The organism is Streptomyces sp. SDT5-1, from assembly GCF_052245995.1.
Taxonomy (GTDB): domain Bacteria; phylum Actinomycetota; class Actinomycetes; order Streptomycetales; family Streptomycetaceae; genus Streptomyces.
Genome location: NZ_CM125963.1, coordinates 855,389 through 867,813, shown reverse-complemented (window position 1 = coordinate 867,813; position 12,425 = coordinate 855,389). Strand labels below are relative to the sequence as shown.

11 protein-coding genes are annotated in these 12,425 nt (G+C 72.1%); 3 read left to right on the top strand and 8 right to left on the bottom strand.

Features of this window, described 5'->3' with window-relative positions; translation table 11 throughout:
- Positions 1 to 2: 2 nt before the first annotated feature.
- Entirely contained in the window at positions 3 to 1,223 is a 1,221-nt protein-coding gene (locus ACTWJ8_RS04070; protein ID WP_443262918.1) for a molybdopterin-dependent oxidoreductase, read from the bottom strand.
- Positions 1,224 to 1,336: 113 nt separating this feature from the next.
- On the opposite strand from ACTWJ8_RS04070, the gene ACTWJ8_RS04065 reads away from it, so the two are divergent.
- Together ACTWJ8_RS04065 and ACTWJ8_RS04060 are read left to right on the top strand one after the other, a co-directional pair.
- Positions 1,337 to 2,695, top strand: a complete 1,359-nt coding sequence (locus tag ACTWJ8_RS04065; RefSeq protein WP_443262917.1) for a hypothetical protein — start codon at positions 1,337 to 1,339, stop codon at positions 2,693 to 2,695.
- A 51-nt stretch (positions 2,696 to 2,746) separates the two neighbouring features.
- Positions 2,747 to 5,830, top strand: a complete 3,084-nt coding sequence (locus tag ACTWJ8_RS04060) for an FAD-binding and (Fe-S)-binding domain-containing protein (RefSeq protein ID WP_443262916.1) — start codon at positions 2,747 to 2,749, stop codon at positions 5,828 to 5,830.
- A 24-nt stretch (positions 5,831 to 5,854) separates the two neighbouring features.
- Here ACTWJ8_RS04060 and ACTWJ8_RS04055 read toward each other — a convergent pair whose 3' ends face one another.
- From ACTWJ8_RS04055 to ACTWJ8_RS04035, 5 genes are all read right to left on the bottom strand, one after another.
- Positions 5,855 to 6,481 carry an NADPH-dependent F420 reductase gene (locus ACTWJ8_RS04055; RefSeq protein WP_443262914.1) on the bottom strand — a complete coding sequence of 209 codons (627 nt, stop codon included), beginning with the start codon at positions 6,479 to 6,481 and terminating at the stop codon, positions 5,855 to 5,857.
- A 34-nt stretch (positions 6,482 to 6,515) separates the two neighbouring features.
- The gene (locus ACTWJ8_RS04050) at positions 6,516 to 7,196 is read right to left on the bottom strand and encodes a phosphoribosyltransferase (protein WP_443262913.1); all 681 of its coding nucleotides are present in this window, start codon (positions 7,194 to 7,196) and stop codon (positions 6,516 to 6,518) included.
- Between the two features lie 52 nt (positions 7,197 to 7,248).
- Positions 7,249 to 7,659 (bottom strand): SseB family protein, encoded by a 411-nt coding sequence (locus ACTWJ8_RS04045; protein WP_443262912.1) that lies wholly within the window; start codon positions 7,657 to 7,659, stop codon positions 7,249 to 7,251.
- A 97-nt stretch (positions 7,660 to 7,756) separates the two neighbouring features.
- Positions 7,757 to 8,170 carry a hypothetical protein gene (locus ACTWJ8_RS04040; RefSeq protein ID WP_356380289.1) on the bottom strand — a complete coding sequence of 138 codons (414 nt, stop codon included), beginning with the start codon at positions 8,168 to 8,170 and terminating at the stop codon, positions 7,757 to 7,759.
- Positions 8,171 to 8,273: 103 nt separating this feature from the next.
- Positions 8,274 to 8,903, bottom strand: coding sequence for a Pr6Pr family membrane protein (locus tag ACTWJ8_RS04035; protein ID WP_356380286.1), 630 nt, complete (start codon positions 8,901 to 8,903; stop codon positions 8,274 to 8,276).
- A 280-nt stretch (positions 8,904 to 9,183) separates the two neighbouring features.
- On the opposite strand from ACTWJ8_RS04035, the gene ACTWJ8_RS04030 reads away from it, so the two are divergent.
- Complete coding sequence (locus tag ACTWJ8_RS04030; protein WP_356380283.1) at positions 9,184 to 9,381, top strand: antitoxin; 198 nt, start codon at positions 9,184 to 9,186, stop codon at positions 9,379 to 9,381.
- Between the two features lie 14 nt (positions 9,382 to 9,395).
- Here ACTWJ8_RS04030 and ACTWJ8_RS04025 read toward each other — a convergent pair whose 3' ends face one another.
- Both ACTWJ8_RS04025 and ACTWJ8_RS04020 read right to left on the bottom strand, forming a co-directional pair.
- Positions 9,396 to 10,742: a serine hydrolase domain-containing protein gene (locus ACTWJ8_RS04025; protein WP_443262911.1), complete on the bottom strand. Its 1,347-nt coding sequence runs from the start codon at positions 10,740 to 10,742 to the stop codon at positions 9,396 to 9,398.
- A gap of 132 nt (positions 10,743 to 10,874) precedes the next feature.
- The gene (locus ACTWJ8_RS04020) at positions 10,875 to 12,278 is read right to left on the bottom strand and encodes a glycoside hydrolase family 16 protein (RefSeq protein WP_356380278.1); all 1,404 of its coding nucleotides are present in this window, start codon (positions 12,276 to 12,278) and stop codon (positions 10,875 to 10,877) included.
- Positions 12,279 to 12,425 lie beyond the last annotated feature (147 nt).

Here is a 12,425-nt window from a genome sequence, read left to right as displayed (position 1 = left end):
GGTCACACCTTTCCGAACGTGAGCCGGGCGACCCACTTGGTGTTGAGGACGCCCGGCGCGGCGGGCACGATCACGCGCGCCGGGTGGCCGTGGTCGGGGGAGAGCGGCTCCCCGTTGACGTACAGGGCGAGCAGCGAGCGGGGGTCGGCGACCTGGTTGGCGCGCAGCGCCGCGTGCCGGAAGGCGCCGCGCCGCTGCAGCGACTCGACGAGCACGTCGGGCGGGTCCCCGCCCTCGCCGACGAGCGCCGCGAGATCCCGCAACCGTACGCCGCGCCACCACTGGTCGGACGTCGACCAGCCCTCCACACAGGCGATCGGCAGGGCCGCGCTGTACAGCGGCATCCGGGCCAGCTCCGCGCGGCTCAGCCGCACCGTCCCCGACCGGCCGACCACCACGAGCCGCCAGGCGTCGTCCGCAGTCTCCGCCCGGTCGATGCCGGCGTAGGCCGCCGTCTTGTTGATCTGGAACCCGTTCGGGCCCGCGCCGGGGTCCGCGCCGCCGTGCGGGGCGAGCAGCGCCGTGCGCCGCGCGGGCCCGTCGAAGCCCTGCCCCACCGTCGTAGCGAACAGCAGCAGCGAACCGCCCCCGACGAACCACAGCGCGCCCCGCCGCGACACCGTCGGCGGATCGGGCCGCGGAGCCACCAACGACCCCTCCTCGCGCGCCCGCCGCACGTTCCGCACCGCCGCGGGCACCTTCAGCACCGCGTGCGCCACGAACGCGCCGAAGAACACCCACGCCCCGTAGAAGTGCAGCGGATAGAACGAGCCGGGGAACAGATAGTCGAGCTGCACGTTCAGGACACCCGTCACGAACTCGAACAGACCGCCGCCGACCAGCAGCAACAGCGAGAGCCGCTCCAGCGCGTGCGTCACGGAGCGGGCGGGCGGCAGCGCGAACAGCTTCGGCACCACCGACCACAGCTTCGCGAGCAGCACGGGGATCAGCGTCACGCCGAGGGTGACGTGCACGCCCTGCGTGAGCCGGTACAGCCAGTGCGGGCTCGTCGGCCACGCGAACAGGTAGAAGCCGAGAATCCCCTTGTCCGGCGTCTTGTCGTTGACCGGGTTGAGGCCAGGGTTGTACGCCGCGTACGACAGCAGGCCCGTCACGAACAGCACGGTGACGCCGACGAGCAGCACCAGACCGAGCACCGACGTGAACCAGGGGCCGCGCAGCGGGCTGCGCCAGAAGGAGGGCGAGGCGGGTGTGTCGCGCATGCCCCGACGGTAGGCCGGTCCTGGCCCGGAATCGGGTGCGCGACTCATGACGAAACGCTGACATCAGGGCCGGTCGGCGCAGCCGAGGACGCCTCTCGGCCTAGCGTTCCCGTGTGACCACCCGCACCCCCCGCACCGACGCGCGCGGCACCCGCCGCGACCTGTACGCCGCCGGAGCCGCGCTCCTCCTCGTCCTGACCGCGGCGCTCGTCGGCCGCCACATCGAGGACACGTACGGCACCCTGCACGTCGGCGCGCCCCCGCTGTACGCCAACTGGCTCCCGCACGTCGGACCCGGCACCCCCGCCGCCCTCGCGGTCGCCGCCGCTGCAGTCGCGTACGGGCCCGCGCTCGCCGCCCGGCTGCGCTGGCGCGCGCTGCTCGCCACGGCCTGGGCGACGGCCACCGCCTGGATCCTCTCCCTCGCCCTGATCGACGGCTGGCACCGGGGCATCGCCCGCCGCCTCACCACCAAGTACGAGTACCTCCAGGTCATCGACCGCTTCCACGACATCCCGGCCACCCTGCGGGACTACACCCGGCACATCCTCATCGACGCGCCCGACCACTGGCCCGCCCACACGGCCGGCCACCCGCCCGCCGCCCCGCTCACCTTCGTCCTCCTCGACCGCATCGGCCTCGGCGGCGGGGGATGGGCGGGGCTGTGGTGCGTCGTGACCGGGGCGACGGCGTGCGTGGCGGTGCTCGTCGCCGTGCGGGCGCTCGCCGGGGAGGACCTGGCGCGCCGGGCCGCCCCCTTCCTGGTCCTCGTGCCGGGCGCGGTGTGGATGGGCGCCTCGGCGGACGCCTGGTTCGCCGCCGTCGCCGCCTGGGCGGTGGCCCTCCTCGCGCTCGCCGTCACCGGACGCGCCATCGGCTGGGCCCTCGGATCCGGGCTGCTGTTCGGGCTCACCTGCTACCTCTCGTACGGGCTCACGCTGTTCGCGCTGATCGGCCTCGCCGTGCTGTTCCTCGGCCGGGCGGGCGTGCGGGAGCGTCCCGGGGCGCTCGCCCTGCTGTTCTGCGCCGGACTCGCCGTGGTGCCCGCGGCCTTCACCCTCGCCGGATTCGACTGGTGGGAGGCGTACCGCCTGCTGCACACCCGCTACTTCCAGGGCGCGGGCGGCATCCGCCCGTACAGCTACTGGGTGTGGGCCAACCTCGCGTGCACCGTCCTCGTGGTCGGCCTCGCGACGGTGGCAGGACTGCGGCGGACGGCCGGGCACCTCCTGCGGCCCCGGGAACGGGACGGCGGGGCGGCGCGGCTCGCGCTGCTGGTGGCCGCCGCGCTCCTCGCCCTGCTGGTCGCCGACCTGTCGGGCATGAGCAAGGCGGAGACCGAGCGGATCTGGCTGCCCTTCGCGCTGTGGCTCGTCCCCGCCTGCGCGTTCCTGCCGAGACCCAGGCTGTGGCTCGTGGCCCAGGCCGCCACCGCCCTCCTCGTGAACCATTTGCTGCTCACCGGGTGGTGACGCCGCGCGCGGGCGGGGTACCCGGCGGTCCCGTCGTACGAGGGAGGACACATGGAGGCTCGCACCGGCCGGGCGCTGGAGAACGCGCTGCGCGAGCGCGTGGACGGAGAGGTCCGCTTCGACGCGGGCAGCCGCGCCGCCTATGCCACCGACGCCTCGAACTTCCGGCAGACGCCCATCGGCGTCGTCGTCCCCCGCACCCCGGAGGCGGCGGCCGAAGCGGTCGCGGTCGCCCGCGAGCACGGTGCGCCCGTCCTCTCCCGCGGCGGCGGCACCAGCCTCGCGGGCCAGTGCACCAACACCGCCGTCGTCATCGACTGGTCCAAGTACTGCGACCGCCTCGAATCCGTCGACGCCGACGCCCGCACCTGCGTCGTCCAGCCAGGCATCGTCCTCGACGAACTCAACCGGCAACTCGCCGACACCGGACTGTGCTTCGGGCCCGAGCCCGCCACCCACGCCAACTGCACCATCGGCGGAATGATCGGCAACAACTCGTGCGGCGCCACCGCCCAGCGCACCGGCAAGGTCGTCGACAACGTGCGCCGCCTCGAAGTCCTCCTCGCCGACGGCACCCGCTTCTGGTGCGGCCCCACCGACGACGACACGTACGCGCGGATCGAGCACAGGGGAGACCGGCAGGCCACCATCTATCGGCAGCTGCGCGCCCTGCGCGACACGTACGCCGACGAGATCAGGCGCCGCTACCCCGACATCCCGCGCCGCGTCTCCGGCTACAACCTCGACTCGCTGCTGCCCGAGCACAACTTCGACGTCGCCGGACTCCTCGTCGGCAGCGAGTCGACGCTCGTCACCGTGCTGCGCGCCGAACTCGACCTCGTCCCCGTCGTCACCCACCAGACCCTCGTCGTCCTCGGCTTCCCGAGCATCGAGGAGGCCGCCGACGCCGTCCCCGCGATCCTCCCGCACGAGCCGATCGCCCTCGAAGGCGTCGACGCCAAGCTCATCCGCGACGAGCGCATCAAACACCTCAACCCCAAGGCCATCGACCAACTCCCCGAAGGCACTGCCTACTTGATGGTGCAGTTCGGCGGCGACAGCGTGGCCGAGTCCGACGACCGCGCCGACCGGATGCTGCGCGCGCTCCACGAGTCCGAGCACGACCCCGAGGTCGCCTTCCTCGACGACGAGGCCCGCGAGGCGGAACTCTGGCAGGTCCGCGAGGCGGGACTCGGCGCCACCGCCCATGTGCCGGGCCGCGCCGACACCTTCGAGGGCTGGGAGGACTCCGCCGTCCACCCCGACCGGCTCGGCGCCTACCTCCGCCAACTGCGCGATCTGTACGACGAGTTCGGCTACCTCAGTGACACCGGGCCGAGCCTGTACGGGCACTTCGGGCAGGGCTGCGTGCACACCCGCATCCCCTTCGATCTCTACACGGCCGACGGTGTCGCGACGTACCGGCGGTTCATGGAGCGCGCCGCCGACCTCGTCGTCGCGTTCGGCGGCTCCCTGTCGGGGGAGCACGGCGACGGGCAGAGCCGAGGCGAACTGCTGCCCCGCATGTTCGGCACCGAACTGGTCGACGCCTTCGGGAAGGTGAAGACCCTCTTCGACCCGGAGAACCGGATGAACCCCGGCAAGGTCGTCGACCCCGCCGACGGCGGCCCCTACCGGCTCGACGACAACCTGCGGCTCGGCGGCGACTGGGCGCCCCACGACCCGCAGGACCTGTACTTCCGCTACCCGGACGACGGCAACTCCTTCGCGGAGGCCGCCAATCGCTGCGTCGGCGTCGGCAAGTGCCGCCAGCACACCAACACCGGCGGCTCCGTGATGTGCCCCTCGTACCAGGTCACCGGCGAGGAGGAGCACTCCACGCGGGGCCGCGCCCGACTGCTCTTCGAAATGCTCGACGGACACGGCGACAGCCCCGTCCGGGACGGCTGGCGCTCGCAGGACGTCAAGGACGCCCTCGACCTGTGCCTGTCCTGCAAGGGCTGCAAGTCGGACTGCCCCGCCGACGTCGACATGGGCACGTACAAGGCGGAGTTCCTCGCCCACCACTACGAAGGTCGGCAGTGGCGGCGGCCGCGCTCCGACCTGTCGATGGGCTGGCTGCCCGCCGTCGCCCAGGCCGTCGGCCGCGCCCGGCTCGGCCCCGCGGTCAACACGCTCACGCACACCGCGCCGTTCGACCGCGCGGCGAGGGCGGTGGCCGGGGTCGCGCGGCGCGAGGTGCCGCTGTTCGCGCAGGAGACGTTGCAGCAGTGGTTCGCCCGCCGCGAGCCACGCACCAGCGGGCCGTGCGGCACTGTCCTGCTGTGGCCCGACACCTTCACCAACACCTTCCACCCGAACGTCGGCAAGGCCGCCGTCGCCCTCATGGAGGACGCGGGCTGGAACGTCGTCATGCCGCAGGAGCCGCTGTGCTGCGGTCTCACGTGGATCTCCACCGGCCAACTCGCCACCGCCAAGCGGGTGGTGACGCGCACCGTCCGTCACCTCGCCGAGCATGTGCGCGCGGGCGGACTCGTGGTGGGCCTGGAGCCGAGCTGCACCGCCGTCTTCCGCGCGGACGCGCCGGAACTCTTCCCCGGCGACCTCGACGTACGCCGCCTGCGCAGGCAGACCGTGACCCTCGCCGAACTCCTCACCGAGCACACCCCCGACTACACACCCCCGCGCGTCCCCGACCACGCCGCGCACGCCCTCGCCCAGGTGCACTGCCACCAGCACGCCGTCATCGGCTGGGAGGCGGACACCGAACTGCTCGGCAGGGCCGGCGTCGACGTCGAACGCCTGGAGTCCGGGTGCTGCGGCCTCGCGGGCAACTTCGGCTTCGAGCAGGGGCACTTGGACGTCAGTGAGGCGTGCGCGGAGCGGGTGCTGCTGCCGCGCCTGCGCGAGGCCGACGCGTCGACCGTGGTCCTCGCCGACGGCTTCAGCTGCCGCATCCAGATCCACGAGTTCGACGGCGGCGGACACGAAGCCGTGCACGCGGCGGAACTCCTCGCGGCGGGACTGCGCACCCCGGACGGGCACGGCAGCGCCTACGCCGCCGCGCCCGGCGTCCGGCCCGCCACGCCGGGGCGTAGGGCCAAGGTGCTCGCGGGGGTCGGATTCGCGGGCGCGGTGGGCGCGTTGGTGGGCGGGGCGCTGCGGCGTGGGTGACGTGGAGGCGGCGCCTGCTCGGGTTCACGTCACGTGCAGCCAGCGCTCCATGTCGTGGGCCGACAGCTCCGAGCCGTACACCGGGGTTCCGGGCTGATGCCTGCGACCGCCGCCGCCGAGGTATCCCGCGTCGACCGGGTCGAAGCCCATGTCGCGGATCAGGCCCGACACGACGGCCTTGGCCTCCTCGTCGTCGCCGGACAGCGGGATGGCGATCCGCTCGGGGCTGCCCTTGGGGCGGCCGCCGTCGCGCAGGGTCTCCCAGTGGACGGCGTTGAACGCCTTCACGAGATCCGCGTCCGTCAGGTCCCGCAGCTTCTCGCTCGACGTGGTGGTGTCGGTGTCCAACTCGGCGTCGTCGCCGTCCCGTTCGGGGTAGTAGTTGCAGGTGTCCACGACGACCTTGTCGCGCAGTTCGGCCGTGGGCAGGTCGTAGATCCGGCCGAACGGGACCGACACGACGACGACCTGTCCGAAGCGGGCGGCCTGCGCGGCGTCCACGGCCGAGACCGGACCGTCGATCCCGGCGACGACGTCCTTCAGCGTCGACGGATCACGCGAGTTGGCGAGGGCGACGTCGTGGCCGATGCCGGCGAGATGTCCGGCGAGCGTGGAACCGATGTGTCCTGCTCCGATGATGCCGATGCGCATGGGGTGCCTCCAAGGTGCGGGCTCCTGGTGCGGTTCAGCGTCCGCTCTGCTCGTGCGCGTCCTCCCGGCCGTGATGGAAGACCTGGAGTACGTCCATCACCTCCGCGTCCGTGACCTGGGGGAAGGTGTCGTAGCCCTCGCTCACGGCGTGGAAGTCCGGCGGCTGTTCGAGGCAGACCACGTCGTCGGCGTGCCCGCTGAGGTCGGACACGGTCTGCGGGCTGCCGAAGGGGGCGGCGAGGACGAGGCGGGCCGGGTTCCTGCGGCGCAGGGAGAGCAGCGCCGCGGTGGCGGTGAGGCCGGTGGCGAGGCCGTCGTCGACGAGCAGCACGGTGTGGCCCTCCACCGGAGGTTCGGGCCGGCCCGCGCGGTACAGGTGTTCGCGGCGGTGCAGCTCGTTGCGGGCCTCGGCCACGTCGGATCCGAGCCGGTCCTCGCTCAGGCCGAGGAGTTCCAGGGCGACGCGGTCGAAGAGCGGGGCCTCGTCGCCGACGATGGCGCCGATCGCGGTCTCGCGGCGGCCCGGCACGCCGATCTTGCGGGCGACCAGGACGTCGAGGGGGACGTGCAGGGCGTGCGCGACAGGCGCCGCCACGGGGACGCCGCCGCGCGGCAGCGCCAGCACGACCGGGTCGACGAGATCGCTGGAGTCGGCCCACTCCAGCATCCGCAGGGCGAGCTCCTCCCCGGCGTGCGTACGGTCACGGAAGGGCACGGTGGCCTCCTCGGTGAGGCGTGGTGGGGGGTGGGGTCCGGCGCGGACCCGCTCAGGCGCGGTGGCCGAGCAGCTCGCGCACGCCCTCGCCGTTCAGCGTCAGGGCGTCCGGCGAACCGGCGTCGATGGTCATCGACAGCTCCATCGGCCAGCGCTCCGCGAGCGCGCCGAGCGGCACCGGAGTGCAGCGCGAGATGAACGGCAGGAGCTCCGACATCCGCAGCTCCGACGTGAACAACGGCACCAACTGCTCGCCGCCAGGCTGCTCGATGACCGGCAGCGACAGGGCCGCGGAGTCCGTGTCCTGTTCCTCGCCCACGTCGTCGGGGACCGGCACGAGGACCTCGCACCCGGCGAGCGTGTCGAGCGCGCTCTGGTCCTCGGTGTTCACACTCAGTGCGCTGAGGGCCTGCTGAGCAGGGGAGGAGCCGTTCTGCGGGGTGTCGGACGTTGCGTTATCCATGATCAACAGCCTTCGCTGGACGGGTGGCTGGCGCCCCGCGTACCCCAGGCGCACCGGTCCATGCAGAAGGATCCGGGGACGGCGACCGGCCGGTGGCTCAGGCCGCCGTCCTTCTCGCCCAGGCCCGGCCCCACCGCCCCATCATGTGCGGGCACAGCGGCCGTCCGTGCACCAGGTCGACGCCCTCCGTGGCGCCCGTGGCGACGAAGAAACGGCGGCCCATCGGGGACTGGAGCGTGGTGGTCCAGCGGAAGCCGTCACCGACGGCGATCGCGCCGCGCAGCAACTCGTGCCCTATCCCCTCGCGGCGCCACGGCTCGTCCACCCAGATCGCCTGGATCCGCCCCACCTCACAGGCCTCGCACAGCCGGAACCTCACCTCGGCGATCTGCCGACCGGCCTGTGTGCGCGCGGTGATCCGCCACTGACCGTCGGCGCCGGGGCGCTGTTCGGCGAGCATCACCACGGTTCCGTCACCGGTCGTGAAGAGCCCGCCCGTCCTCCTACGCATGCGGGCCTCCTGCGGGCGTGCTGTGTCGGAGTTGTGCCCGCGCATCCTTTCACGCGGCGGGGGCGTGACGACAGGGGGTGCGTGAGGTCGTCCGCCGACGCCGTCACACGCGATGGGGAAGCGGCAACGGCCGCTTGACGCGCCGCGCGAGCCGCCGGTCGATCCACGCCAACAGCCAGGCCAGCACGGCCGCGACGAGCAGCACCCCGACGATGTTCCGCAGCGCGACGCCGTACCCGCGCGCCTGCACGTCGAGGAACGGATACGGGTACCAGTCCGTGACCGCGCCGTGCACGAGCGTGTACGCGATCCAGGCCGCCGGCCACACGAACGCCCACGCCACGCTCGCGCCGTCGATCCGCCCCCGTGGTCCGAACAGCAGCCAGCCGACGAGCGTCATCGGCGGCGCCACGTAGTGCAGCCCCACCGTGATCCACAGCGACACGCCCTCGAGGTGGATCTGCGGCGCGAGGACGATCGCGAACACCAGGCCGGTGATGGTGATGCCGAGCAGCGCGTCGAGCCGGAGGACCCGCCACAGCGGCCCGTCCCTGCCGGGGCGCAGCACCAGCGTCACGGCACACACGAGCACGAGGATGTTGCTCTGGATCGTGAAGTAACTGAGCATCCGCACAAGCCGGGTCAGGGCGTCGGCCTGGTCCCGCGTGGTGTCGCCGGCACCGGCGGCGGACCCGCCCGTGAACACCAGCACGAGCTGCGTCACGAGGGCCACGGCGACGACACCCCCCAACACCCCGTGCCACGCCCGGGAACCCCCGGACGACCGTTCAACGACTGCGCTGGGCACGGGCCCTGTGATGCTGATGACGCTCTCCTCGACGCACGGTGATCAGTGTGTTTCGTCGAGTATGGACGATATGGGGGTGACGGTGACAGTACGCCCCTCGGACACCCGGATCGCGGTGATTGTCGCGGTGAGTGCCGTCCCCGCGTGCGCGTCGTGGCCGAAGGCGTGATCCTGGTGGGAGAAGAGGTCCACGAGGAGGTTGCACATGTCTGCGTTGGACAAGATCAAGCAGATGCTCAAGGGGCACGAGTCCCAGGCCGGCAAGGGCATCGACATGGCGGGCGATGCCGTGGACAAGAAGACCGGGAGCAAGTACAAGTCCCAGGTCGACTCCGTCCAGGACCAGGCCAGGAAGCACCTCGGCATGGACCAGGGCAAGGGGCAGGACGAGCAGCAGAAGTAACCGGACCCCACCCGTCAAACGGTGACGCGGGCCGCCGCCCGGCTGTTGTGCAGATACCGGGCGCGGCCCGCGTCGTCCTCGCCGACGAGCACGAACACCTCGTGCCGACCCGCGCGCCGCTCCACGCTGATCAGCCGGTCGGGCCCGAGGCCCACGAGTCGCTGCTCGATGCTGTCCTCGCCGAGCAGCACCCGGGCTTCTGCGGTGCGCGGCGTGGTGGTCAGCCATGTCGTGCCGTCGTCCCGCACGGCGAGGTCGAAGTCGAGCAGCGTGGAGCGGTACGTGCCGGTCGCGCGGTGCGCGTCGACCGGCGCCGGGTCCTCGGGGACCCGCGGCAGGGCCGGCAGCCGTACGTCGGCGAGCTCGGCGAGGAGATGACCGCCGACGTCCTGGAAGAGCGCGGCGGCGTCCCCGCCGTTGGTGAGCACGGCGACCGCGACGCCCGCGTCGGGCACCACGCGCAGGAAGGCGTACTGCCCGATGGTGCCGCCGTCGTGCCCGATCATGTCGGCGCCCGCGCGGTCGTAGAGCATCCAGCCGAGCCCCCAGCGGTCGCCGAGCGCCCCGAGCGGCGGCACGGTCACCTGTGTCTCGCGCATGACGTCGAACGAGCGGTCGGCGAGATGCAGCCGCGTGAACCCGAGGAGGCTGCGCGCGGGCATCGCGAGTGCGGCGCCGGCCGGGGCGGTCGAGGGTGGCAGCCCGTAGACGGGGGCCGGCTGCGGGTCGGTGCCGAGGTGGCCGATGGCGGGCAGCTCCAGAATGGCCTCGCCGATGTGCGTGGCCACGTGGGCGAGGCCCAGCGGTGACACCAGGTGTGCGCGCAGCGCCGCGTTGAACGGCTGGCCGTGCAGCACCTCGACGAGCCTGCCGAGCACGACGTAGCCGCTGTTGCAGTACGAGAACTGTTCGCCGGGCGGATACAGCTGCTCGGCGTCGGACAGCGTCGGCAGATAGCGCTCGACCGCGTTCTCGTTCGCGCCCGTGTCGGTGAACCGGTCGCCCTCGATCCCCGAGGTGTGGCACAGGAGTTGGCGGACGGTGACGGTCTCGGCGGCCCGCTCGTCGGCGAGCGTGAACGCGGGCAGGTACGCGCGAACCGGGCTGTCGAGGTCCAGGCGGCCCTCGTTCGCCAACTGCTGGATCAGGGTCGCCGTCCAGACCTTGGTGATCGAGCCGATCTGGAAGACCGCGTCCGGTGTGACGGGCACGCCGGTGGTCCTGCTCACCACTCCGGCGGCGCCGTCCACCACCTCGTCGTCGACCAGCACGGCGACCTGCGCGCCGGGCACTCGGTGCGTGGCGATCAGCTTGGGCAGGTTGTCCGTGATCCAGGTCCGTGCGGCGGACGCTCGTGACATGACCTCTCCCTCGTGGGCGCGTGACGGTCGGTCAATACTGCGCCTCGGCACGGTGTTTCGGAACCGGGCGATACGCCGGTTCCCCTGCGAGACACCGTCCTCGCAGGGGAACCACGACGGAACCAGCCTCGCTCAGTGCCCGAACGAGAACCAGTTCACGTTCACGAAGTCGGCGGGCTGGCCGCTCGTGAAGGTGAGATAGACGTCGTGCGTGCCGGTCACCGACGAGATGTTCGCCGGTACCGTCCGCCAGGACTGCCAGCCGCCGGTGTTGGCGAGCGAGAAGCTGCCGATCGGTGCGTTGCTGCGGCTGTCGAGACGCACCTCCACCAGTCCGCTGACACCGCCCGCCGCGCCGCTCGCCACCCTGGCCTTGAACTGGGTGGCCGGGGTGGAGCCGAAGGTGACGCCCTTGTAGACGGCCCAGTCGCCATTGGCGAGATTGCTCAGGTTCTGCCCGCCGCCCGAGTCGGTGGTGCCCTCCGTGGCGACACCGGACTGGCCGTCGTACGACTCGGCCTGGATGGTGCCGTACGCGTCACGGCTGCCGGACGGCGGGGGAGTGGTGCCGCCGCCCTCGGCCGACAGGACCTGGACGTAGTCCACGACCATCGGCTTGCCGGGCTGGGTGTCACCGTCGAGTCCGCCGCCGAAGGCGTCGGGGAATCCGCCGCCCATCGCCACGTTCAGGATGAGGAAGAACCCGTGGTTGGTGGCGTTGGCCCAGGTCGTCGCGTCCACCTGGTTGGCCGTGACCGTGTGGTAGTTGACGTCGTCGACATAGAAGCGGATGGCTTCCGGGCTGACCGAACGGTCCCACTCCATGCTGTACGTGTGGAAGCCGGACTGGCAGGTGCTGCCGGGGCAGGCCGTGGAACCGCCGATGCCGGTGGTCTCGTTGCAGGGCCCGCCGGGGCTGGTGCCGCAGTGCATCGTCGCCCAGACCTTGTTCAGGCCTTGCACGTTCTCCATGATGTCCAGCTCGCCCACGCCGGGCCAGTTCTGGTAGTTGCCGCGGTACGGGGCGCCCAGTGCCCAGAACGCCGGCCAGTAGCCCTCGGCGGCGGTGCCCGTGACGTTGGGCATCTGGATGCGCGCGGAGACGCGCAGCTTTCCGCCGGACGGCGGCTGGAAGTCGGTGCGCCTGGTCTCGATGCGGCCCGAGGTCCAGCGGCCCGAGGAGTCGCGCAGCGGGGTGATGCGCAGATTGCCGCTGCCGTCGAGGGAGACGTTGTCGGTGCTGCTGGTCATCGTCTCGACCTCGCCCGTGCCCCAGTTGGCGGGGCCGCCCGGATACGAAGTCCCGGTGTCGTACTGCCAGTTGGACGTGTTGACGCCGGTGCCGGCCGAGCCGTTGAAGTCGTCGAGGAACACCTGACTCCAGCCCGACGGCGGTGGCGGCGCCGCGGCGCTCGCGGACTGCGTCGCGGCGGCCGCGACAAGGCCGAGGGCGGCGACCGCCGCGGCGAGCGCGCGGCGGATGGTGTGCGCTCTGCGAGGGCGGCGACGCGTGCGTCCGCCGGATCTCTCGGTCATGGGGGGTGCCTCCAGGGATTGACGGAACAAGCGAACTGGATGGCCGAAACTGAACGGAACTCTCTGGGAGCGCTCCCAGAGCGGTCTCAATGTCCTCTCGCTCCTCACGGGCGTCAAGACTTGAAACAGAGGAACTTCTTCCGTGCC